Annotated in this window: 20 protein-coding genes; 9 read left to right on the top strand and 11 right to left on the bottom strand. The window is 70.7% G+C overall.

The window, feature by feature from the left end:
* The first annotated feature begins 23 nt into the window (after window positions 1-23).
* Window positions 24-1,262: an NADH:flavin oxidoreductase gene (locus ACFYWS_RS16340; RefSeq protein WP_389275947.1), complete on the top strand. Its 1,239-nt coding sequence runs from the start codon at window positions 24-26 to the stop codon at window positions 1,260-1,262.
* 34 nt (window positions 1,263-1,296) lie between these two features.
* On the opposite strand, the gene ACFYWS_RS16335 is transcribed toward ACFYWS_RS16340, so the two are convergent.
* The 3 genes from ACFYWS_RS16335 to ACFYWS_RS16325 form a co-directional block, all read right to left on the bottom strand.
* Window positions 1,297-1,950, bottom strand: a complete 654-nt coding sequence (locus ACFYWS_RS16335; RefSeq protein ID WP_389275944.1) for a dihydrofolate reductase family protein — start codon at window positions 1,948-1,950, stop codon at window positions 1,297-1,299.
* 78 nt (window positions 1,951-2,028) lie between these two features.
* Window positions 2,029-2,751 carry a hypothetical protein gene (locus ACFYWS_RS16330; protein ID WP_389275941.1) on the bottom strand — a complete coding sequence of 241 codons (723 nt, stop codon included), beginning with the start codon at window positions 2,749-2,751 and terminating at the stop codon, window positions 2,029-2,031.
* 161 nt (window positions 2,752-2,912) lie between these two features.
* Window positions 2,913-3,707: an SAM-dependent methyltransferase gene (locus tag ACFYWS_RS16325; protein WP_389275939.1), complete on the bottom strand. Its 795-nt coding sequence runs from the start codon at window positions 3,705-3,707 to the stop codon at window positions 2,913-2,915.
* Between the two features lie 251 nt (window positions 3,708-3,958).
* On the opposite strand from ACFYWS_RS16325, the gene ACFYWS_RS16320 reads away from it, so the two are divergent.
* Window positions 3,959-4,684, top strand: a complete 726-nt coding sequence (locus tag ACFYWS_RS16320; protein WP_389275936.1) for a GntR family transcriptional regulator — start codon at window positions 3,959-3,961, stop codon at window positions 4,682-4,684.
* Between the two features lie 10 nt (window positions 4,685-4,694).
* The gene (locus tag ACFYWS_RS16315; protein ID WP_389275933.1) at window positions 4,695-5,456 is read left to right on the top strand and encodes a sulfite exporter TauE/SafE family protein; all 762 of its coding nucleotides are present in this window, start codon (window positions 4,695-4,697) and stop codon (window positions 5,454-5,456) included.
* A gap of 18 nt (window positions 5,457-5,474) precedes the next feature.
* On the opposite strand, the gene yicI is transcribed toward ACFYWS_RS16315, so the two are convergent.
* A complete protein-coding gene (gene yicI / locus ACFYWS_RS16310) occupies window positions 5,475-7,703 on the bottom strand; it encodes an alpha-xylosidase (protein WP_389277348.1) in 2,229 nt (742 codons plus the stop codon).
* Between the two features lie 382 nt (window positions 7,704-8,085).
* Between yicI and ACFYWS_RS16305 the strand changes: the two genes are divergently transcribed.
* The 4 genes from ACFYWS_RS16305 to ACFYWS_RS16290 are packed head-to-tail and all read left to right on the top strand — an operon-like array spanning window position 8,086 to window position 12,502.
* Window positions 8,086-9,318: an ABC transporter substrate-binding protein gene (locus ACFYWS_RS16305; RefSeq protein WP_389277345.1), complete on the top strand. Its 1,233-nt coding sequence runs from the start codon at window positions 8,086-8,088 to the stop codon at window positions 9,316-9,318.
* A gap of 15 nt (window positions 9,319-9,333) precedes the next feature.
* The gene (locus ACFYWS_RS16300) at window positions 9,334-10,284 is read left to right on the top strand and encodes a carbohydrate ABC transporter permease (protein ID WP_389275930.1); all 951 of its coding nucleotides are present in this window, start codon (window positions 9,334-9,336) and stop codon (window positions 10,282-10,284) included.
* A gap of 5 nt (window positions 10,285-10,289) precedes the next feature.
* Window positions 10,290-11,114: a carbohydrate ABC transporter permease gene (locus ACFYWS_RS16295; protein ID WP_389275927.1), complete on the top strand. Its 825-nt coding sequence runs from the start codon at window positions 10,290-10,292 to the stop codon at window positions 11,112-11,114.
* A gap of 8 nt (window positions 11,115-11,122) precedes the next feature.
* Window positions 11,123-12,502 (top strand): GH1 family beta-glucosidase, encoded by a 1,380-nt coding sequence (locus ACFYWS_RS16290; RefSeq protein WP_389275924.1) that lies wholly within the window; start codon window positions 11,123-11,125, stop codon window positions 12,500-12,502.
* A gap of 8 nt (window positions 12,503-12,510) precedes the next feature.
* On the opposite strand, the gene ACFYWS_RS16285 is transcribed toward ACFYWS_RS16290, so the two are convergent.
* From ACFYWS_RS16285 to ACFYWS_RS16260, 6 genes are all read right to left on the bottom strand, one after another.
* Window positions 12,511-13,920, bottom strand: coding sequence for an MFS transporter (locus ACFYWS_RS16285; RefSeq protein ID WP_389275921.1), 1,410 nt, complete (start codon window positions 13,918-13,920; stop codon window positions 12,511-12,513).
* A 134-nt stretch (window positions 13,921-14,054) separates the two neighbouring features.
* On the bottom strand, window positions 14,055-15,029 hold the full coding sequence (locus ACFYWS_RS16280; protein ID WP_389275918.1) for a dipeptidase: 975 nt from the start codon (window positions 15,027-15,029) through the stop codon (window positions 14,055-14,057).
* A 4-nt stretch (window positions 15,030-15,033) separates the two neighbouring features.
* Entirely contained in the window at window positions 15,034-15,753 is a 720-nt protein-coding gene (locus ACFYWS_RS16275; RefSeq protein ID WP_389275915.1) for a hypothetical protein, read from the bottom strand.
* Window positions 15,754-15,755: 2 nt separating this feature from the next.
* A complete protein-coding gene (locus ACFYWS_RS16270; RefSeq protein WP_389275912.1) occupies window positions 15,756-17,450 on the bottom strand; it encodes a hypothetical protein in 1,695 nt (564 codons plus the stop codon).
* Window positions 17,451-17,494: 44 nt separating this feature from the next.
* Window positions 17,495-18,259: an IclR family transcriptional regulator gene (locus ACFYWS_RS16265; RefSeq protein ID WP_389275909.1), complete on the bottom strand. Its 765-nt coding sequence runs from the start codon at window positions 18,257-18,259 to the stop codon at window positions 17,495-17,497.
* A gap of 117 nt (window positions 18,260-18,376) precedes the next feature.
* Entirely contained in the window at window positions 18,377-19,840 is a 1,464-nt protein-coding gene (locus ACFYWS_RS16260) for a cellulose binding domain-containing protein (protein ID WP_389275906.1), read from the bottom strand.
* Window positions 19,841-20,050: 210 nt separating this feature from the next.
* Here ACFYWS_RS16260 and ACFYWS_RS16255 point away from each other — a divergent pair, with 210 nt between their 5' ends.
* Both ACFYWS_RS16255 and ACFYWS_RS16250 read left to right on the top strand, forming a co-directional pair.
* A complete protein-coding gene (locus tag ACFYWS_RS16255; protein WP_389275903.1) occupies window positions 20,051-20,629 on the top strand; it encodes a TetR/AcrR family transcriptional regulator in 579 nt (192 codons plus the stop codon).
* A 72-nt stretch (window positions 20,630-20,701) separates the two neighbouring features.
* On the top strand, window positions 20,702-22,666 hold the full coding sequence (locus ACFYWS_RS16250; RefSeq protein WP_389275900.1) for an FAD-dependent oxidoreductase: 1,965 nt from the start codon (window positions 20,702-20,704) through the stop codon (window positions 22,664-22,666).
* A gap of 15 nt (window positions 22,667-22,681) precedes the next feature.
* Here ACFYWS_RS16250 and ACFYWS_RS16245 read toward each other — a convergent pair whose 3' ends face one another.
* Window positions 22,682-23,581, bottom strand: a complete 900-nt coding sequence (locus ACFYWS_RS16245; RefSeq protein WP_389275897.1) for a helix-turn-helix domain-containing protein — start codon at window positions 23,579-23,581, stop codon at window positions 22,682-22,684.
* Window positions 23,582-23,638 lie beyond the last annotated feature (57 nt).

Raw genomic sequence — 23,638 nt, 5'->3', positions numbered from 1 at the left:
GACAGTTGAGGAGTTGCACAGCCATGAGCACAGCACACTCCACCCGCGATACCACCGGGCCCGCGCCCGACCTGCTCGCCCCCGCGAGGCTCGGCCCCCTCACGCTGCGCAACCGCGTGATCAAGGCAGCCACCTTCGAGGGTGTCACCCGCGACGCACTGGTCAGCGACCGACTCATCGAGTACCACCGGCGACCCGCGGCCGGCGGCGTCGGCATGACGACCGTCGCGTACTGCGCCGTCGCCCCCGAGGGACGTACCGAACGCGACCAGATCCACATGCGGCCCGAGGCCGTGCCGGGACTGCGCCGACTCACCGAGGCCGTGCACGCGGAGGGTGCCGCGATCTCGGCGCAGATCGGCCACGCAGGGCCCGTCGCCGACCCCGTCTCCAACGGGCTCCCCGCGCTCGCGCCCAGCCGCTTCCTGAACCTGCAGTCCTACCGGTTCGCCCGCCCCGCCACCCGCGACGACATCGCGCGTGTCACCCGCGCCCACGCCCGCGCGGCCCGCACCGCCGTCGAGGCGGGATTCGACGCGGTGGAGATCCACCTCGGCCACAACTACTTCGCGAGCTCCTTCCTCAGCCCGAAGCTCAACAAACGCAAGGACGAGTACGGCGGCACCCTCGCCAACCGGGCCAAGGTCGCCCGCGGTGTGGCCCGCGCCGTCCGCGACGAGGTCGGCGACGAGATCGCGATCACCGCCAAGCTGAACATGGACGACGGTGTGTCCGGCGGCATCTGGCTCGACGAGAGCCTGCGCACCGCCGCCTGGCTGGAGGCCGACGGCAGCGTCGACGCCATCGAACTCACCGCGGGCAGTTCCCTGCTGAACCCCATGTATCTGTTCCGCGGCGGCGCGCCCGTGCGACAGTTCGCGGCGACGTTCCCCCAGCCCCAGCGGTTCGGCATCGAGCGCGTCGGAAAGAAGTTCATCCGCGCCTACCCCTACGAGGAGGCGTTCCTGCTTCCCTCGGCACGCCAGTTCCGGGCCGCGCTGAAGCTACCGCTGATCCTGCTCGGCGGCATCGCGGACCGCGAGACCGCCGAACAGGCCATGACCGAGGGCTTCGAGTTCGTGGCGATGGGCCGCGCGCTGCTGCGCGAACCCGACCTCATCAACCGCTTCGCGCAGGACCGCGCCGCGGGCCGGCCCACGCACTCGCTGTGCATCCACTGCAACCGCTGCATGCCCACCATCTACACCGGTACGCGGTGTGTACTGATCGAGCCGGAACCCTTCCACGCGCGCGGCCATTGAGTAGCTGAGTAGGTGACTCCACGCGCGCCGGGCGTCACTTCCGCCAGAACAGATGGTGGCGCACCGCGCCCGTCGGGCTCGGCACGACATCGAGGTGGAAGCGGTCGAGGAGCTCGTCGGGGGAGTCCCAGAGCTTGGCGCCTGAGCCGAGCTCGACACCGTCCGCGACCGCCACGTGCAGCGTGTCGACGAGGTCCGCCTCAAGGAACTCGCGGACGGTGGTGGCTCCGCCGCCGAGCCGGATGTCCTTGCCCTGCGCGGCCACCCTGGCCTGCTTGAGGACGGTGCCCGGGTCGGCGTCGACGAAGTGGAACGTGGTGTCCGAGAGCGTGATCGACGGGCGCGTGTGGTGGGTCAGGACGAACACCGGGGTGTGGAACGGCGGCTCATCGCCCCACCACCCGCGCCACTCGTGGTCCTGCCAGGGCCCGTACTGCGGCCCGAACTTCCCGCGCCCCATGATCTCGGCGCCGATGTTGTGGGAGTAGTCCCGCGTCAGATAGTCGTCGATGCCGCGGGAACCTCCCGGATCCGTGCGATTCGGCCAGCTCGCCGTGGCCCCGGCCCAGGCGAACATCTGCCCCGGGTCGGCGTGTCCGAACGGCCGCTCCAGGCTCTGACCCTGACCGGCACCGAAACCGTCCGCGGACACGTTGAAATTCTGGACCTTCAGCAGTTGCTGTTTCACGGGGCTCCTTCTGCGTGATCGACAACTGTGAGACTGCCACGGCGAACGAAAGTCATCGCGCAGGCGCCGGGCGGGGTGTCACGCGGCGCCGTTCTTCGCCCCTTCCTTGCTCTCCGCCGCCTTGTCCGCTCCGGCCTTGGTGTCCGTGGCCGCCTTCGCGGGCGTGGTGGCACCGGGCAGGGCGACGTAGAACACCGAGCGCTGCTGCCGGGTGCGCTCGGCGCGGGCCTTGGCGACCAGGGCCTCCAGCGTGTTGCGGACGACCTTGGTGCTGAACTCCCGCTTGGGGTGCGTCTTTTGCAGCGTCGAGGTGATCTCGGCGGCCGAGCGCGGGCTGGTCTCGGAGCCCAGCTGGGACACGATGAGCTCGACCAGCGTGGATCCCTGCGGCTCGGTCTTCTCGGTGGCGGGCGCGGCGGGCTTGGTGGCTGCCGCGGCCTTGTCGGGCTTCGCGGCCTTGGCCGCCTTGGCGGGGGCGCCGGCCGTCTCGCGGGTCTTCTTGGCCTGCGCGGGCTTCGTGGCCGTCGTGTCCCGCGCCTTCTGGCGCGGAACCTTGCCGGCCGTCTTGCCGACCGCCTTTTCGGCGGCGGGCGCCGGAAGGGGCGGCAGTGTGCCGCTGCCGAGAGACTTCAGCATGCTCTCCAGCAGCGTGCGGTTCTCCTCGAGTGTGCCCAACTGGGCCTGGAGGGCGGTGATTTCCTCGCTGACCCGCTTCAACTCGCTCTCGTTGTGCGCGATGTCGTCCTGGATCCGGTCGGCGTAACGGGACTTGAGCTCGGCCTGGGGCGTGGTGTCCGACATGGTGGCTCGCTTTCGTGGCAAGGAGTGATCTGTCGGTGTGTGTACGTGTGTGCTGTAGGGCCGGATGGTACTCACCCGGGTGCCCATCGTGTGGCACGTCAGTACAGATCGGTCTCCTTTTACGGTACGGGAGTTGGCGTGTTGACGCCGCCAGAAGGCCCTTAGCGCTTGCGTCCGATGCCACCGAAGCTGCTGACGGGCTCCGGGAGTTCGCCCGCGTCACCCTCGGCGCGCCACTGGGAAACCGAGGTCAGACCCGGTTCGACCAGCTCGAATCCCTCGAAGAAGCGGCCGATCTGCTCGGGGGTGCGATTGGTCCGCGGGTTGTCACTCGTGCTGTTCCACTGTTCGACCATCGCGCGGGTGGCCTCGGGGTGGTACACCTCGGTGCTGTCGCACAGGACCAGGTGACTGCCGCCGGGCAGCGCGCTCTTGAGCTCCTCGACGATTCGGTAGGCGCGGTCGTCGGTGACATGGGCGACGACCCCGAGCAGCATCAGGGCGACGGGACGGGTGAGGTCCAGCGTGTCCGCGGCCTGCCGGAGGATGTCGGCGGGGTCGGTCAGATCGGCCTCGATGTAGTCGGTGGCTCCCTGCGGAGTGCTGGTCAGCAGGGCCTCCGCGTGCCGCAGCACGACCGGGTCGTGGTCCACGTAGACGATGCGCGCCGTGGGGTCGTGGCGCTGCGCCACGTCGTGGGTGTTGTCGATGGTGGGCAGCCCGGTGCCGATGTCGAGGAACTGGTCGATGCCCACGTCCCGCACGAGGTGGGTGACGGTGCGGGCGAGGAAGGCGCGCTGGGCGCGGGCCACGTGCACGATCTCAGCGTTGACCTGCTGAATCGCGTCACCGACCTGGCGGTCGACCTCGTAGCAGTCCTTGCCGCCGAGCCAGTAGTTCCAGATGCGGGCCGAATGCGGTGCGTCACTGTCGATCAGCGGACGGTCCTGGGGCACGAGTCGCTCCGAAGGGTCGATGGGTCGCCGTGGATCAAGAGTCAACCAGGGTATTCCATGCGGGAGTTGATGCCTCGGGGCGGTGTGGGGGCGCGTGGTGGGTGTGACGGCGGTGACCGGCGTTGCCGCCGAGGGCGGCCGCTGCGTCGCAGGTCAGGCGTTTGTGCAGGTCGCAGGGGGTGGCGTAACACCCGCGAAACATCACAGGGCGTACGGTCTGCCGTCACATGCACCATCGAGAAGGGACGGGCATGGAAGACCATGACGGATCGCGGGCCGACCGGGCACGCCGGGTCGCCGACGTGCTGCGGCAACGCATCGTCGACGGCGCGTACGAAGGTGTGCTGCCGGACGAGCGCGCCCTCGGCCGCTCCCTCGGCGCCACCCGCAACGCCGTGCGCGAGGCACTGAACATGCTGCGGGACGAGGGTGTCGTGACCCGGCGGCGCGGCATCGGCACCCTCGTCACCGGCCACAAGGCCGGACACGGACTCGCCCGACTGGTCGGCCTCGCCGAGGAGTTGACCGCGTACGGCACGGTCAGCAACGAGGTGCGCGAGGCACGCGTCGTGCCGCACGCCCCACCCGCCATCACGCAACGCCTCTGCCTCCCCGAGCGCTCCGAGGCGGTCTACATCGAGCGCCTGAGATCACTCGACGCGGAGCCGCTCTCCCTGGACTCGACATGGCTCGCCCCCGACATCGGCCGCCCGCTGCTCGACCGACACCTGGCGGGCCGCGATCTGTTCGCGCTCATCGAGGAGACCAGTGGCACACGGCTCGGCAGCGCAGAGGTGACCGTGCACGCCGTCACCGCGGACCCGGACACCGCGCGCCTGCTGGACGTGGCGGAGGGCGCCGCGCTCTTCACCATCGACCGGCTGACCAGGCTCGCGGACGGCCGCCCTGTCGACGCCGAGTCACTGCGGGTGCGCGCGGACCGGTTCGCCCTGCGGGCCGTCCTGCCGAGGGACTGAAGGAGCGAACATGACCCTGGACACGACACACCTCGTCCTCCTGGCGGTCGCCGGGCTGGTCGGAGGCATCGGGATCACCGCCATCGGACCCGGCGGCGTACTGCCCACCATCGGCCTGTTCCTGTTCTCGGGCCTCACGCCCGCGGGCGTGGCGGGCACCGCCATCGTCACCCACGTCGCCACGGGCCTGCTCGGCACGGCGGCGTACGCCCGGTCGGGACAGCTCCGCGACCCAGGAACCAGACGCTGCGCCGCCGTACTCGCCGGCGCCGCCCTCGTGGGAGCGCCACTGGGCGTGCTGTGCAACACCCTGGTCGAGGGCCGCGGCTTCGGGATCCTGCTGGCCTGCGCGGTCGTCGTCACCGGCATCCTGGTGTGGGTGCGCGACCGGCGTGCCCCGGACGGCGCCGAGCGCGCGCACATCCCGCTGGGCCGCACGGCCTCGATCGGCTTCGTGGTCGCGGTCGTCGCGGGCCTCTTCGGGCTCGGCGGCCCCATGCTGAGCGTGCCCCTGCTCGTGGTGGCCGGGCTCCCGGTCCTGTCGTCGCTGGCCGCGGCCCAGGCCCAGTCCATCGTGATCGCGAGCGTGGGCACCGTGGCGTACGTCCTGCACGGAGCCGTCGACTGGCGGCTCGCGGCCCTGGTGGGCATCCCGGAGCTGGTCGGCGTGCTCATCGGCTGGCGGATCGCACACGCCCTCCCGGCCCGACGCCTGAAGTACGCGATGGTCGCCTTCCTCCTGGTGTCGGCGCCGTTCCTGGCCCTGCACTGAGCAGGGCCCCGCCGGGCGTCAGAGGCTGCGCACCGTCACCTCGCCGCCCCCGTGCCCCTCCTCGACCGTCGCCTCCCCGCTCGCACCGTCCCGCACCACCCGGTACGTCGCGGCCACACCTCCGTGCGGATCGGGCACCGTCACCGTCACATCCTCCGCGTCCGGGGTGACGAGCAGCGTGAGGCCGGTGAGCCAGTCGCCGTCCGGGCGAGAGGCGTCCGCGCCCATCGGCAGCACCGCGCCAGGCCGCACGTACAGCGGCAGACTCTCGAAGCCGTGCCGTTCGCGGCGCCAGGCCGGGCCCTCGACCCGCTCGCCGGTCAGGAGGTGGGTCCACGTGCCCTCGGGGACGTAGAACTCGACGTCGCCGTCCGCGGAGAACACCGGCGCCACCAGGAGGTCGGGGCCGAGCATGTACTGGCGGTCGAGGACGCGCGCCGTGGGATCGTCCGGGAAGTCGAGCAGCATCGGGCGCATCAGCGGCACGCCCGTCGTGTGCGCCTCGACCGCGGCACCGTACAGATACGGCATCAGGCGGTGCTTGAGGCGGGTGAACTCCCGTGCCACGTCGACCGCTTCGTCGCCGAACTCCCACGGCACCCGATACGAGGACGAGCCGTGCAGGCGGCTGTGGGAGGAGAGGAGGCCGAAGGCCAGCCAGCGCTTGAAGACCGCCGCGTCGGGGGTGCCCTCGAAGCCGCCGATGTCGTGGGACCAGAAGCCGAAGCCGGACAGGGAGAGGGACAGGCCGCCGCGCAGCGACTCCGCCATCGCGCCGAACGAGGAGAAGCAGTCGCCGCCCCAGTGCACAGGGAACTGCTGTCCTCCGGCCGTCGCCGAGCGGGCGAAGAGGACGGACTCGCCGCGGCCGCGCTCCTTCTCCAGCAGGTCGAAGACGACCTGGTTGTACAGGTGCGTGTAGTAGTTGTGCATGCGCTCCGGGTCGGAGCCGTCGTGCCAGACGACATCCGTGGGGATCCGCTCGCCGAAGTCCGTCTTGAAGCAGTCGACACCCTGGTCGAGCAGCACCTTGAGCTTGGCGCGGAACCAGGCGCAGGCCTCCGGGTTCGTGAAGTCCACGAGCGCCATGCCGGCCTGCCACAGGTCCCACTGCCAGATGTCACCGCCTGCCCGCTTCACCAAGTAGCCCTGCGCGGCGGCCTCTTCGAACAGGGCCGACTTCTGCGCGATGTACGGGTTGATCCACACGGAGACGCGCAGACCGCGCTCCTTGAGGCGGGCCAGCATGCCCTGCGGATCGGGGAAGACCGCGGGGTCCCACTCGAAGTCCGACCACTGGTACTCGCGCATCCAGAAGCAGTCGAAGTGGAAGACGCTCAGCGGGATGTCGCGCTCCGCCATCCCGTCGACGAACGACGTCACCGTCTCCTCGTCGTACTGCGTGGTGAACGACGTCGTCAGCCACAGGCCGAAGGACCACGCGGGCGGCAGCGCAGGACGGCCCGTGAGCGCGGTGTAGCGGCGCAGCACGTCCTTCGGGGTGGGCCCCGCGACGACGTAGTACTCGATCCCCTGGTCCTCGACGCTGAACTGCATCTGACCGACCGACTCCGAGCCGATCTCGTAACTGACCCTCCCGGGGTGCGCGACGAACACCCCGTAGGCGCCCGCGGGGGACACGTGCAGGCTGAACGGGACGTTCTTGTACGCCTGTTCGCTGCTCGTGCCGCCGTCGGCCTGCCACATGTCGACGACCTGGCCGTTCCTGAGATACGGGGTGAAGCGCTCGCCGAGGCCGTAGACCTGCTCGCCGACGCCGAGTGACAACTGCGCGGCCATGTGGTGCGCGCCGTCGCCCGTCCGGAAGAAGGCGGTGCCCTTGCGGCCCGAGGAGGTGACGTCACGGCCGTCGGCGTCACGGAAGGACAGCTGCCAGGGCGCCGCCTCGTCGAGGCACACGGAGAGTGGCCCGCTGGACAGCTCGACCCGCGTGCCGTCGCGGCTCACCACACCCGTTCCGGCGTCCTCGCCGGGCAGCCGGAAGTCGGGGCCGGGGCGCCGCTTTCCCGCGTGGTGGGTGACGCGGACCCCGATGACGCCCTCGGCGGGAGTGAAGCAATCGACGGTCAGCAAAGGGGAGTTGAGGGTGTCGCCGCGCCGCTCGATCCGCTTCACCGCGGCGAACGCGGTGAAACGGTCGGTGTCGACGCGGAGGTCACGGACCTCGGTGGCGTACGAGGCCTCGACCCCGTCGCGCATCAGCCAGAAGCCGTCGGTGAACTTCATCATCTTCCTCGGGGTGGGCGATGTGCGTGGGCGATGTGGGCGGGCGAGGTGCATGCGCAAGGCGCCGCTACACCGCATTTGAGCTCACGCGCATCGAAAGATCAAGAGGGCGGAAGCAGGAATCGTCGAAGCGCTTCGATTCGATCACAACGGGGCGTAGCAGGCCGTGCACGAGCGATGAAGTCGGCCGCAAAGTCTGGTGTCGAAGCGCTTGATGACGTATTAGTCATGGCGGAAAACAAAAACGCGCTCTGCGTGTGCGGCGCGGGCCGGAGCCGCAGCGCGCGATGCGAACACCTCGCCGGGACACGGGAGTTCCGCCGGGGCCGGCCACCCCTCCAAGGCTTGGGTATCCACCGTGACAGCAGCACTTCCACCGGACGTGCCGCGCCGCCGGCGCGGCCGAAGCACCACCGCGGCACTCACCGCCTGCTCCGCGCTCGTCGCCGGCGCGGCGCTCACCGGCTGCGGCGCGGGGAGCGACCCCGGTGTGTTCACCGTCCTCAACTCCTCGACCGACGCCTCGTACCACGGCTGGGACGCCGCCACGCTGAAGCGGTGCGGCACGAAGCTGGGCCTCACCATCGAGCAGCAGAGCGTGCCCGCCGCGCAGGTCATGCAGAAGTCGCTGCGCATGGCGTCGTCGAAGTCGCTCCCGGACGTCATCCAGTTCGACGCCTCCGAGATGCCGACGTTCGCCGAGGCGGGCGGCCTGGTCGACCTGCGCTCGCTGGGCCTGTCCACGAACGACGTCCCGAAGGGCATCGTCGACTTCGGCTCGTACAAGGGGACGTACTACGGGGCCGCGCGCACGGTGAACACCCTCGCCCTCTTCTACAACAAGGACATCCTGAAGAAGGCCGGGCTCGAAGTGCCCACCACCTGGGACGAGATGAGGGAGACCTCGAAGAATCTCACCCAGGGAAGCCAGTACGGCATCGCGCTGAGCGCGGGCGGCGCGGAGGACGGTGTCTTCCAGTTCGCGCCGTTCATGTGGTCCAACGGCGGCGACGAGACCGACCTCGCCGGGCCGAAGGTCGCGGGCGCCCTCGACTACTGGAAGGGCCTCATCAAGGACGGCTCGCTGTCCAGGTCGACCGTCAACTGGACGCAGGCCGACGTCAACGACCAGTTCATGGCCGGCAACGCCGCGATGATGATCAACGGTCCGTGGCAGGTGGAGACGCTGAACACCAAGAAGAACCTGCACTGGGGCATCGCACAGATCCCGGTCCCCAGGAGCGGCGACAAGTCCGTCGGCCCGCTCGGCGGCGCTGTCCTCACCGTCCCGAAGACCGAGGACACCGGGCGCCAGAAGACCGCGGCGAAGATCATCCGCTGTATGTCCTCCGAACGCGAGCAGATCACCTACGCCCGCAACAGCTGGATGGTCCCGGCCAACGAGAAGGCCGCCGCGACCTGGCGCGAGGAAGTGCCCGAACTCGACGCGCTCGCCGACCAGGTGGCCACCGCCCGCTCCCGCACCGCGAAGGTCGGAGCGCGCTGGTCGTCCGTGTCGCTCGCCCTGCAGAGTGCCTTCCAGTCGGCGCTGACCGGGCAGTCCAGCGAGGCCGCGCTGAAGAAGGCGCAGACCCGCGCCACGAGCGGGAACTGAGGGGGACTCACCACCATGTCGACCACCACGGCCACCGCACCCGCCGCCCAGCGCACGGCAGTTCAGAAGAAGACCGACCCGGCACGCGTACGACGCCGCCGCAGACTGAGTCAGTGGGGGTTCATCGCCCCCGCCATCCTCTTCATGCTGCTGTTCTTCGGCTACCCGCTCGTCCGCAACGTCGTGATGAGCTTCCAGGACTTCTCGCCGTCCACGTTCTTCGACGGCAAGTCCCCCTTCAACGGCGCCGACAACTGGAGCAAGGTCTTCCACGACGACCTCTTCGGCAAGGCGCTCTGGCACACCATCGTCTTCACAGTTGGCTCGCTGATCGGCCAGTTCGGCATCGGCCTCGCGCTCGCCGTCTTCTTCACCAAGCGGTTCCCCCTCAACGGGTTCCTGCGCTCGCTGATCCTGCTGCCGTGGCTCGTCCCCATGGTCGTCTCGGGCATCGTGTGGCGCCGCATCCTCGACCAGGACACCGGAGTCCTGAACTCCTTCGCCGACCTCCTCGGGTTCGGCGGCCACACACCCTGGCTGACCAGCCCCGGCATGGCCCTGTTCTCCGTGGTCATGGTGAACATCTGGATCGGCATCCCGTTCAACATGGTGATCCTCTACGGCGGACTCCAGGAGATCCCCAAGGAGCTGTACGAAGCCTCCTCCCTGGACGGCGCGTCCGCCTGGCGCACCTTCCGCTCGATCACCCTGCCGCTGCTCAAGACCGTCATCACGGTCGTGCTCGTCCTCGGCTTTATGTCGACGGTCAAGATCCTCGACCTGATCCTCGCCCTCACCGACGGCGGCCCCGCCGACGCCACCCAGACGCTCGGCACCCTCACGTACCAGAACTCCTTCGTCCAGCTCGACTTCGGCGCGGGAGCCGTCGTCGGCAACGTCCTCATCCTCATCTCCGCCGTCTTCGCGGTGTTCTACCTGCGGGCCAACCGCTCCGAGGGGAAGTGACCGGCATGGCCACCGCCACCACCACGTCCGGGCGCCGCTGGGGCGCCACCGTCGCCGGGATCGTCATCCTCGGCGTGATGCTGTTCCCGCTGTACTGGATGATCAACACGGCGCTCCAGCCCGAGTCGGGACTCCTCGAAGTCGCGCCCGTGCCGGACTCGCTCGACCTGTCCGGCTTCACCTCCGCGATCACCGAGCAGGGCGGCCATCTGCTCACCTCGCTCGTCGTCGCGCTCGGCGCCGTCGTCATCTGCCTGGCCGTCGCCGCGCCCGCCGCGTACGGGCTCGCCCAGTTCCGGCTGCGCGGCAGCCGCACCATCGTCTTCGGCACCCTCATCACGCAGATGGTGCCGGGCATCGTCATCGCCAACGCCCTCTACAGCGCCTACGTCGATCTGGGCCTGGTCAACTCCTACTTCGGCCTCATGCTCGCCGACGCCTCGCTCGGCATCCCCTTCGCCATCGTCCTCATGCGCTCCTTCATGGTGGCGATCCCCAAGGAGGTCATCGAGGCCGCCGAGGCGGACGGCGCGGGCAAGCTGCGCAGCTTCCTCCAGGTCGTCCTGCCGATGAGCCGCAACTCCCTGATCACAGCCGGCCTCTTCTCCTTCCTGTACGCGTGGAGCGACTTCATGTTCGCGCTCACGCTGAACACCACCGACGACGTCAAGCCCGTCACCCTCGGCATCTACCAGTACATCGGCGCGCACGTCGGTGACTGGGGCTCCGTCATGGCCGCGTCCGTCCTGTCGGCGATCCCGGCCGCCGTGCTGCTCGTCCTCGCCCAGAAGTACATCGCCGCCGGGATCACCGGCGGGTCCATCAAGTAAGGCTGTTCATGACCGACCTGCCCGTATTCCCGGAAGGCTTCGTCTTCGGCGCGGCCACCGCCTCGTACCAGATCGAGGGAGCCGCGGCCGAGGACGGACGCGGCCCCTCCATCTGGGACACCTACAGCCACACCCCCGGCCGCACCCACGAAGGCGACACCGGCGACGTGGCCTGCGACCACTACCACCGTTACCCCGAGGACGTGGCACTGCTGCGCGACCTCGGCGTCGACTCGTACCGCTTCTCGATCGCCTGGCCGCGCGTCCAGCCGACGGGTCAGGGACCGGCGAACCAGAAGGGCCTCGACTTCTACTCGCGGCTCGTCGACGAACTGCTGGAAGCGGGCATCGAGCCGGCCGCCACCCTCTACCACTGGGACCTCCCGCAGGCCCTGGAGGACCGCGGCGGCTGGCGGGTCCGCGAGACCGCCGAACGATTCGGCGAGTACGCGGCGATCGTCGCCGGACACCTCGCCGACCGCGTCCCGCGCTGGATCACCCTCAACGAGCCCTGGTGCAGTGCCTTCCTCGGCTACTCGGTGGGCCGCCACGCGCCCGGAGCACAGGAAGGAACCGGCGCTCTCGCGGCCGCCCACCACCTGCTCGTCGGCCACGGCCTGGCGATGAAGGCGCTGCGGGCGGCGGGCGTGCGCGAGGCGGGCATCACCCTCAACCTCGACCGCAACGTCCCGGCCACCGACACGCTCGCCGACCGCGAGGCCGTCGTCCGCGCCGACACCCAGCACAACCTCGTCTGGACGCAGCCGCTCCTCGCCGGCCGCTACCCGACGACGGAGGAGGACACCTGGGGCGAACTGATCACACGTCAGGACTTCCGCCGCGAAGGCGACCTCGACCTCATCGGGCAGCCGCTCGACTTCCTCGGCGTCAACTACTACCGGCCGATCGTGGTCGCCGACGCCCCGCACCGCGAGCCGGACCCGGCGCGGCGCGTCGCCACCGACAACCGGTACGAGGAGCGGCCCTTCCCCGACGTCCGGCGCACGGCGATGGGCTGGCCCGTCGTCCCCGAGTCCTTCACCGACCTGCTGACCGCACTGAAGGACCGGTACGGCGACGCCCTCCCGCCGATCCACATCACCGAGAACGGTACCGCCGAACACGACGAACCGGCCGCCGACGGCGCCGTGCACGACACCGACCGCGTCGCCTACCTGCACAGTCATCTCACCGCGCTGCGTGAGGCGCTGGACGCGGGCGTCGACGTACGCGGCTACTACGTCTGGTCGCTGCTCGACAACTTCGAGTGGGCCCTCGGGTACGCGAAGCGGTTCGGCGTCGTCCGCGTCGACTACGACACCCAGGAACGCACACCCAAGGACAGCTACCACTGGTACCGGAGGCTGATCGCGGCGCACCGGGGCTGAGCGCCCCGTCAGGCGGTGATGTCCTCCAGGCTCCGGTCCCGCGTCGACGTACCGAACACGGCGACCGCCACCACCGCGACCACGATCACGGCACACAGCAGCAAGAACACGCCGACGAACGTGAGCGAGGTGTAGGCGGCGCCGAGGATGATCGGGGCCAGGGCCGCTCCCACCCGGCCGAAGACGGCGGACGCGCCGACGCCCGTGCCGCGGATCCACGTCGGGTAGATCTCGGGCGTGTACGTGTACAGGGGCGCGTAGGCGCCGTTGAGGAAGAACGCGAGCGCCACACTGCAGACGATCACCACCGCGTCGCTGTGGGCGGTCGCGGCGCCGAGCGCGGCCAGCGCGCCCGCAAGCAGGAAGATGACGATGCTCCACTTGCGGTCGAGGCGCTCGGACAGCACGGCCGCCGGGTAGTAGCCGATGACCTGGGCGACCTCGATGAGGATGGAGTAGCCGAAGCTCTCGCTGATGGAGAAACCCCGGTCGACCAGGAGCGTCGGCAGGAAGACCAGGAAACCGTAGTAGGCGAAGCTGAAGCAGAACCAGAGCACCCAGACGAGTCCGGTCTGCCGCAGCAGCGGTGGACGCCACAGCGCCAGAAACCGGGCGAGTCCCGTCGGCCGGTGGGTGGCGGCAGAGGCCGTGGCAGGGGCGTGAGCAGTGGGTGCCGGCTCGGGCAGCGGCTTGCCGGTGGCCTTGCGGACCTTGTCCTCCAGGCGCTCCACCTCGGCCATCGCCTCGTCCACCCGCCCGCGCGAGACCAGATAGCGTGGCGACTCCGGCAGACTGCGCCGCCAGAACACGGCCAGGATGATCGGGAGACCGACGACGATCTGCGCGATGCGCCAGCCGCCGTCGAAGGCCTGGATGATGAAGAAGCCGATCAGCGCGGCCAGTACATAGCCGAACGCGAAGAACCCGGCGAGCGAGCCGACGAAGTGACCGCGCCGGGACGGCGGCGAGAACTCCGCCAGGTACGGCATCACGATGTTGGCGTTGATGCCGATGGCGACGCCGCCGACGATGCGGGTGGCGACGAGCACGAAGGCGTCGGGGGAGAACGCCCCGAGGATCATCGCGGCGCTGTAGCAGGTCATCGACCAGACGAGGAGATTGCGCCGACCGGTGCGGTCACCGATGAAGCCGACGAGCAGCGCGCCGAGCACGGCGCCGATGAGGGACGAGCTGCCGAGCAGCCCCTGCTCCAGGCCGGAGAGCGCGAACACACCGGCCACGATGGGCAGCAGGAACGACACGATCCCGTTGTCCATGCCGTCGAAGGTGGTGCTCAGTCCGCCCTTGAGGAGGATGCCGCGCTGGACACGGGTGAACGGCAGCCGGTCGAGCCGGGCCGCCACCTCACGGGCGGGGCCGGTCAGTTGGTGGGATGGGGTGGAGGTCTGTGGGGTCACGGTGACCGCCCTTCGGGACCGCGCCGGACGAGCGCGGCACGGGAATGGGGAGGGTGCGTGCGGGCGCCGGGGCAGGGCGGGGCCGAGCCCCGGCGTGGGGAACCGTGGGGAACCACGGGGAACTGCGCGGGGTGTCAGGCCGGCTTGAGGACCTGGCCGTAGAAGCGGAGCCAGTTGCCGCCCATGATCTTGGCGACCTCGTCCTCGTCGAACCCGGCGTGCTCCGACAGGCACTGGGCCAGGGCCGGGAAGTCGGCGGTGGATTCCATCCAGGTGATCGCAGGCGCCTTGCCGGGCGTGCCGGACAGGGAGGCGCCGCGCTGCTCGGTGCGCGTCCAGCGGCCCTTGCGCATCCACTGGAGTTCCGGCTCACCGCTCTTGCGGCTCAGGTCGGTACCGATGCCGACGTGGTCGATGCCGATGAGGTCGACGGTGCGGCGCACCATGTCGCACCACTCCTCGCGGCTGCCCGCCCACGGCCCGCTGATGTTGCGGTACGTGGCGAGGCCGAGCATGCCGCCGCCCGCCGCGAGCGCCTTGAGGAGTTCGTCGCCCTTGTTGCGCGGATGGTCGTACAGGGAGCGCGGGTTGGCGTGGGTGACGGCGACCGGCCGCTCGGAGGCCCGGATGGCGTCGAGCCCGGTGCGCTCGCCGACGTGGGAGAGGTCCACGACCATGCCGAGCCGGTTCATCTCCTGGACGACCTCGCGCCCGAACCGGGACAGGCCGCTGTCCTCGGGCTCGTAACAGGAACCGCCGATGGCGTTCTGATTGTTGTACGTGAGCTGCATGACCCGCAGGCCCATGTCGTGGAACAGCTCCAGGAAGCGGATCCGGTCCTCGATCGGCGAGGAGTTCTGGGTGCCGAGGAGGATGGCGGTGCGGCCGTCGCGGTGGGCCCGCTCGATGTCGTCGGCGGTGCGGGCGATGCGGATCAGGTCGGCGTTCTCGCGCTCCAGATCGCGCCAGCGCCCGATCTCGTCCATGGTCTCCGTGGCGTTCTCCCAGAAGGCCAACGTGGGTGTCACGCACGCGAGTTGACCCGCGCGGAGCTCCTGGAAGACCTCGCGGTCGTAGAGGCTGCATTCGAGGCCGTCGATGTAGAGCACGCCGTCACCTTCCGTCGCTGAGTGTGGGGGCCGGGGCCTTGCCCGAGGACCTGTCGGCCCAGTCCTCGCCGACCTCGCCGACGATCCGGCCGCTCTCGTCGAACACCGAACGTCCGGTGTGCTGCCGCGACAGGTCCGAGTCCGGGGTGAGGGCCTCGTTGCCGAGGTGGAACAGGCTCCACCACAGGTCGGCGGATACGTCGAGGCCGTGGCGCAGCACGTGGTCCAAGGGGGATTCCGCGGCGGGGGCCGGATCCCGCAGCGGGGCGCAGTCCAGGACCCGGCCGCCGTCGCCGACCGTGAGCGCCACACCGAAGTCGGCCGCCTGCACGGGCAGTACGTCGAGCAGTTCCGGTCGTGCGGCGTCCGTGACCGTGATGCGGGCCTTCACGTGACGGTGGGTCAGCGCCACGGCCAGGTCGAGGAGGTCGGGCGCCGCGACCAGTGCGTGGCGGCCGCGGGCGTCGACTTCGGTGTCGGGTCCGTCCGTGCGGCGGTGGCACCGCAGTGCCGCCGTGGCGCGGAGGGTGTCCGCGTCGTCGTGCAGCCGTCGCAGCGCGTCGAGGCCGAGGGCCTGCGCGACGACGGTCGTGTCGCGGGCCGCGGGGACCGCGCCGCGCGGCACACCGAGTGCGCGCAGCACGCGGCCGGTCACCAGACGGCACTCGCGCAGCGAGACATTGACGGTTGAAGTGGCCTTACTGGCAGGGGGAGTTGAGGGCACGGTCAGTCACGCTCCTCGGGGCGGCGGGGGTAGATCCAGTCGACGGCGCGCCCCTCGGCCAGATCCGCGCGGGTCGGCGCGCCGTGGAAGAGGAGCCCCAGCACGCTGCGGCCGAACGCGTCCACGGTCTTGTCGAGGCCGTGGAACGCGGCGTTCATCAACCGCACGATGTGCACCGGGACGAAGTCCTTCGCCAGCATGTTCATGTGCGGCGAGTGGTGGTGACGGCCCGCCAGGCCCTGCGCCCGGGTCACCGTCCAGCGCTCCTCGGGATGTTCGGCGAGGAATTCGCCGACGAGGGTGTCACCGGGCACCTGGTCGAGGGCGATGGCGAGCCGCTGGATGTCACCGGGCAGGTCCAGCGCCCACTCGAAGCCGCCGGGCACCTCCTCGACCGGGCCGCGGCGCGGCTCCTCGGCATCGCGTGACTTGTACCAGCGGAAGTGCCGCTGGTCCGGGTCGTCCAGGTCGTGGGCGAGGGCCCAGGCGTACTCGCGGGTGAGCAGGTCCCGCAGTTCCGTGACGGTCTCCTGCGGACGGTGGCGCAGTGTCTCGTCCGCGGGCTGATGGTGCAGCAGGGCGTCGGTGTGCTCCGGGCGCAGTTCGAGGAGGACGGCGTCGTACACCTCGACGGACTCCTGGCACACCCGGTCGTCCGGAATCCCGGCGAGCACATCACCGAAGACGGCGTCGGGCCCGGCGCCCGCCAGCCGCTCGACGAGGACCCGCAGCCCGTCGGCGACCACGGACGGGTCCGTGAAGTCGTGGTAGGTGAGCGGGTCCTGGTCGTGGAAGTCGACCGCCCGCGCCAGGAGTTGGGAGGCCCGGTCCGCCTCCGCCGAGCCAGGCACCACAGGGATGCGGCGCGCCTCGGCGACCGCCGTGCGGCGCAGGGTGAGCCAGCGGTCGAGCAGCACCGGGTGGTTGTTCGCGAAGAACACGAGGCCGAGCGCGGAGCCGTTGCCGAGTCCCAGGAAGCGCCGCAGCTCCGGGTCGAGGCGCGCGGCGTCCGGATTGCGGCAGCGTGCGAGATGCTCGACGAGGTCCACGGAGAACTCGCGCATCAGATACGCGGCGAGCATCTGCGCGTGGTACGGAAGGCGCAGCGGATGGTCGTCCTCCAGCGCCCCGTACGAGCGGGTGCCGAAGGTGCCGTTGCCGTCCAGCCCGGTGTTGCGCATCAGATAGCCGACCGGCCACAGCTCCGCGACGCGCGGCTGGCGGCCGGCCGCGAGGTGCTCGATGACATGGTCGAACAGGCGCAGGCTGCGGTTGGAGCGGCACCACACGAGACTGCCGGGCGTGGCCCGCCCCGCGTACAGCTTCGGCATCTCCTCGCGGGTGGCCCGCAGGTCCTCGTCGTCCGTCTCGCCCTCGACGAGCGCGCCCATCATGTCCCAGTCGGTGCCGATGATGCGTCCGGTGCGCCCTTCGAGCTTCGGCTCGAAGGAGAACACCATGAAGTCGAAGACGGCACTGGGCGTGCGCACGCGGTACACCGCCTCGCCGCGGGCGCGCTCGTCGATGTCGAAGCGGACGAGATCGACCGTCCACCGCTCACGCGTCATCAGGTGCATGAGCGAGCGGCTGGCGCTGAGCCTGCTCGGCGCCAGGGTGGCGAGCCGTTCGGGACGCATGAAGGCCGTGGCGGGTTCGGGGTTGTCCTCGGCGGGCCGGAGTTGGCTCCGGGTGGTCATGTGACTCCCTTCGGAGGGATGACTGCGTGGTACGCAGCGGTGGGTCAGGCCGTCCAGGACGTGTGGCCCTCGCCGAGGCCGGCGGTGAGGCGGGCCAGGTCGGCGGCGCCTTCCGCGAGCACGTCCTTGGCGGACAGCGGGTCGAAGCGGGTCGCGGGACCGACCGCGCACAGCGTCACGGTCGGCCGTCCGGTGCGGCCGACGAGCGGGAAGGCGATGGCGGCGAGGCCCTCGTCGGCGTACTCGGGGATCAGTGCGTAGCCCGCCTCCCGGATCTCGACGAGTTCCTTGTCGTCCGGGAGCGGGACGCCGCGTTCGCGCAGCGCCGCCAGGGTGGCATCGTCGGCGTGGGCGATCAGCACCCGCCCCGTCGCGCCGCCCCGCAGCGACATCCGGCGGCCGAGTGCGAGCGTCACATGGGCGGCGGTGCCGGGTTCGGCGCGCTTGACCACGCGGGTCGCGTCGTCGTCGAGGACCGCGAGACACACCGACTGGCCGATGCGCTCGGCGAGGTCGGCGAGGACCCGGGAGACACGCTCACCGAATCCGGCGTGCTGCAACGCCGCGTTGCCCAAGTGGGCGGCCTTCACGGTGAGTTGGTAGGCGCCGTCGGGGAGCTGCTCCATCCAGCCCGCGGCCACCAGCGTGACCAGTTGGCGGTGCACCTCGGAGCGGGTGGCACCGACGGCCCGGGCCAGCTCGGCCACCCGCACGGGGTCGGTGGTCTCGCCCACCACGTCGAGGAGGCGCAGCAGCTTGAGGGCGGAACTCATGGGCTTTGTCGTGTTGTTCGCTTCGTTGGTCGTCATAGAATGTAGGACACCATCCCGTATTTCATGACGCCAATTATGAAGACCACGCCCAGAGTTGAGTCAAGAGGCGAACAACAGCCAAATATTCAGGGAGTGTTGGCGCGTCGTCGCATGTCAACGAATGTGTGACAAGAACGCCTTCATGAACGCGTCGGTCGACTGGTCCACCCCGCTGCACGTCGCCGCCGCGGGGCCGCCCGGCCCGTCGGGGCACGCGCGGTCGCGGGCCGCCGACCACAGGGAGACCCAGCCCATGCCCTTGGACTTGGCGTACGTGCCGAGCTCGGCGGCGTCGGAGAGCGTGAAGACCTCTTCGTCGATGTCGTTGACGCCGATCATCGGGGTGACGGCCACACGGTTCCACACCGCGCGGTCCGAACCGCCGATGATGCCCTTGAGCTGGGCATGGGTGGACTCGGCTGTCTCGATGGCGTACTTGCCCATCCGGCCGCGCGGGTGTGGCGCCGGAGAGGGGCCGAAGTTCATGGCCATGGCGTTGACGGAGCCGATGTCGACACCGTGCTTCTTGGCGCTCCGCAGCAGCGAGAGCCCGTCCGCTGTGATGCCACGCGGCAGCGCGGGAAGCGTGAACGACACGTCCAGGCTCGGGTGTTGGCGCTGCAGCGCCGCGACGACCCGGTTGCGCCGGTCCACGCTCGCGCGGTCGGTCAGGGCGTCGCCCTCGATGTCGAAGTCCACCTTGGTCAGCTTGTAGCGGTCGATGACCTGCTCGTACGCGGAGGTGAGCCGGGACGCCGACGTGCAGGTGCGAGCGAGTTCGTTGCCGCTCTGCCCGCCGAAGGAGACACGTACGTCGCCGCCCGCGGAGCGCAGCGCGCCGATCCTGGCGGCGACCGGGTCGCCGTCGAGCGTCGATTTGCCCCACTGGGGGGTGCACTCGCCCTTGGGCTTCACGAAGGCGAGGGTGTAGTTCTTCACGCCCGTGCCGCGGGCGGCCCGGGGCAGGTCGAAGGCGGGGGAGAGGGAGGTGTCGACGTACGGGGCGAAGGAGGTCTGCCTGGGCGGGGTGGTGGTGTGTGTCGGCTTCGGCTTTGGTGTGTGCTTCTTCGGCGGGGAGGTGTTCATGCCGGGGCTCGGAGTGGGGATCGCGCCGATCGTGCACGGGGCGCCGTCGACGGAGCAGTCCGTGGGGCGCGCGCCGGACGTCGAGCGGGCCTTGAGGTCGAGGGTGACCGACTTTCCGGCCGCGAGCGGGGCGTCACCCTGGCGGGCCTCGGCGGTCACGTGTCGGCCCTGCACCACGTAGTGCGCGTGCGAGAGCGAGGAGAGCGTGGCGCCCTTCGGCAGCGTGAAGGACAACTTCCAGTCGGAGGCCGCGGTCCCGCCGCCGTTGTGGATCACGTAGTGCCCGGTGAAGGCGCTCCGCGAGGTGGCCGTGCCCTCGTAGCGGGCGGTCAGCGATGCCGGTTCGTCGTCGCCCGTGGCCAGCAGGACGCCGCCTGCCGCGGCCGCGGCCAGCACGGCGCCGGCGGCCACGAACGCACCGGTGCGGTGGCCGGCCAGGGCGGTGCGCTGCTTGCGCCGTTTTCCGGCGGGGCCTCGGGGCGGGGGCGCCATGCGGGTCCTTCACGATCGGGTGCGGGGCACGGCGGCACATCGTAGGCGCTGTGTTCGACCTGTGTGCGTCCGGCACCCATCGCGGTGCCGCGAGCGAGGACCGTGCCACGAAGAACTGTGTGACGGCTCACAATAATGCGTTATTATTTTCCAGCAAGAGGAGAGCAGCTGGAGAGGCGCGTACGTGCCCGTCCATGTCGGGGAGGGTCTGTGGTCGACCGTGAGGACGTGTTGCGGGCGGCGGCCGATGTGCTGGCCGAACGCGGCCTGGATGCCGCCCGGTTGAGGGATGTCGCCCGCGCCGCCGGAGTGTCCATCGGTGCGCTGCAACATCACTTCGACACGCGTGACGAACTGTTCCGTGAGGCCTTCGAGTGGTCCATCGAGCAGCTGATCGCCCGCTGGCGGGCCTCGGCGGCGGACGAGCCGGATCCGTGGCACCGCTTCGAACTGCTCGTTCAAGCCCTCACCGGCGACCCGGAGTTGAAGCGCCGGTGCGCGACATGGACGGAGTTCTGCGCGAGCGCCGCCCGCCACCCCGGACTGCGCGACGGAGTGCGGTCCGTGCACGAGGAGTGGCTCACGCTGCTCACCGGCATCGTCCAAGACGGCGTCGCCCAGGGGGACTTTGCGCCCGTGCTTCCCGTGGAAACGGCGATCGCCTCCGTCGCCGTGCTGGTCGACGGCTGCGACATGGCGGTGGCGGCAGGGGGCGGCATGACGCCGCGGCGCTACGCGGATCTGCTGCTCGGGACGGCCCGCGCGATGTTCGGCGTCAGAACGCGATGAGTCATGAACAGCCCTGTACAGCAGGGTAGTTGACACGCGCCGCGATGCGCGGCGCAGGGGCGGAGGAGCCGCATGGATTCGCAGTCGCAGTCACAGTCACAGTTCCCGCATCTGTTCAGCCCGCTGCGGATCGGGGGCGTACAGGTGAAGAACCGCGTCGTGTCATCCGGGCACGACACCGTCCTGGTCCGCGACGGCAAGGTCACCGACGAGCTCGTCGCCTACCACGCGGCGCGCGCCGAGGGCGGCGTCGGCCTGATCGTCGTACAGGTCGGAGGTGTGCACGCGAGCGCCCACTACACCTCGCACGTCCTCATGGCCGACGACGACGCGTGCGTCGAGGGCTACGCCCGCCTCGCCGACGCCGCGCACCGGCACGGCGCCGCCGTCTTCGGCCAGATCTTCCACCCGGGCCGCGAGATCCTGGAGTCCCCCGACGGCAGCGCGCCCGTCGCCTGGGCGCCCTCGGCCGTACCCAGCGAGCGTTTCCACGTGATGCCACGCGCGATGACCGGCGAAGAGATCACCGAGGTGATCGAGGGCTACGGGGAGGCGGCACGGCGGCTGCGTGCCGCGGGCCTCGACGGCGTCGAAGTCGTCGCGAGCCACGGCTACTTGCCCGCCCAGTTCCTCAACCCGCGGGTCAACCGGCGCACCGACGGCTACGGCGGCAGCGCGGACGCCCGGCTTCGCTTCCTGCGCGAATCCCTCGCCGCCGCACGCAGGCACGCCGCCGACGACTTCGTCATCGGCCTGCGCATATCCGGCGACGAACTCGCCCACGACGGGCTCACCCCGGAGCTGGTGTGCGACATCGCGCGGCGGCTCGACGCGGAAGGCCTCGTCGACTACGTGTCGGTGTGCGCCGGGAGTTCGGCCACACTCTCGGCGGCCCAGCACATCGCGCCGCCCATGGCCCACCCGGCCGGATACACCGCACCGATGGCCGCCCGCGTACGGGAGGTGGTGGACGTCCCCGTCATGGTCGCGGGCCGCATCAACCAGCCCCAGGAAGCGGACACCATCATCGCGAAGGGCCAGGCCGACGCCTGCGCCATGACCCGCGCCCTGATCTGCGACCCCCGCATGCCGGGCAAGGCCGAACGCGGCGACGCCGAAACGATCCGCGCCTGCATCGGCTGCAACCAGGCCTGCATCGGCCACTTCCAGTCGGGCCACCCCATTTCCTGCATCCAACACCCGGAAACCGGCCGCGAGTTGAGCTTCGGTACCCTTCCGCTGATCACGCGGCGCAAGCGCGTCGTGGTCGTCGGCGGCGGCCCCGCGGGCCTGAAGGCGGCGGCGGTCGCGGCGGGACGCGGACACGACGTGACCCTGTACGAGGCCGGCCGACGCCCCGGCGGCCAGGTCCTGCTCGCCCAGGAACTGCCCGGCCGGGCGGAGTTCGGGGGAGCGGCCACCAACCTGGAGGGCGAGGCGCGGCGCGCCGGAGCCCGCATCGTCACCGACACCCGCGTCGACCACGCCCTCCTGGCCGACGCCGCCCCCGACGCCGTGATCCTGGCGACCGGCGCGACACCACTGCACCCCGAACTGGAGCGCCTGGACGACCCGGTCGTCCTCGACGCCTGGCAAGTCATCCAGGGCGCCCGCACACCACGCGGCCGCGTCCTCGTCGCGGACTGGCGCGGCGACTGGGTCGGCCTGGGCGTCGCACTCCTCCTGGCCCAGCAGGGCCGCCGCGTGACCCTGGGCGTCACCGGCTTCGCCGCGGGCGAGCACCTTCAGCAGTACGTGCGCGCGGCCATGCTCACGGCGGCGGTGCGCGCGAAGGTCGAGGTGCTCGCCAACGTCCGCCTCTACGGCGCCGACAACGACACCGCCTACCTCCAGCACACCCTCACGGAGGAGCCCGTGATCCTCGACGGCGTCGCGGCGGTCGTCCTGGCCCAGGGCCACACACCCGTCACGGATCTCGCGGACCACCCGGGAGCCGTGCCGATCGGTGACTGCGTGAGCCCTCGGTCGGTGGAGGAAGCGGTCCTGGAGGGGCTGTGGGCGGGGGCCTCGGTGTGAGCGCCGCACGTCGGTTCACTCCTCCAGCGCCCCCGAAGCACCCGCCCGGTACACGCTCGGCGGCACCCCGAAACGTTCCCGGAAGGCGCGGCTGAAGTGGAAGGGGCTCGCGAAACCCGACGCCCGTGCCACCTGGCCGATGTCCAGGCCGGTGGCGTCCAGGAGCCGCTGGGCGTGGCCGAGGCGCGCGGCGCGCACGGCCTGCATCGGCGTACGGCCGGTCTGCTCGGCGTACAGGTGCGCGAACCGTGACGGGGACAGGGCGACGTGGCGCGCGAGGGAGCGGACGGTGTGCGGTCCGCCGGGGTCCGCGGCGATGATCGCGTCGGCCTGCCCCATGCGCGGATCGCGCGGCGCCGCGGCGGCCCGGCCCGCGGCGGCGGTGGACCCCGTGGCCAGGAGCAGCACCTCCTCGATCGCGCCCAGCGCCAGCTCACGGCCGGGCCCGGCGGAGGCGATCGCGATGCCCACCGGATCCTGTGCGGGCGGCGCCTGGCCGCCGGCCCAGCGCGCGTCGGCGTGCAGCCGCCGGAAGGCCGCGTCGACCCGGCCGCGCGCGGCTCCCGGCACGCCCGCGACGCAGTACACCCCACCGTCCCTGCCGTGTTCGCGCAGCCAGGCCGGCCAGGCGGCCCGCGGCTGGAAGTGCACCCACCAGCCGCCCCAGGAACGTACGGAAGGGTCGGTGCGGTAGGCATGCCGGCGGTGCGCGGGGAGCACGGCGAGGTCACCGGGCCGCTGGGTGATCCAGGGACCGCTTCCCCGTACCTGGCCACGCCCCTCGGCCGTCCACATGAGCAGCCAGTTGGCGGCGCCCGCGGCGCGGGTGACCCGGTAGTCGGCGGGCTGCGAGAACCGCGAGGCGACGAGCAGCCGCGCCGGCGGGGAAGGTGTGTCCGCAGCAGTTTCAGACATGTGCGTGCCGGTGCCCGTCATTCGGTGTCCACCGTCCCCGGCCGTAGTTTCGGATCA

This window comes from Streptomyces sp. NPDC002795, from assembly GCF_042888725.1.
Taxonomy (GTDB): Bacteria; Actinomycetota; Actinomycetes; order Streptomycetales; family Streptomycetaceae; genus Streptomyces.
This window is presented reverse-complemented; position numbering and strand designations above follow the sequence as displayed.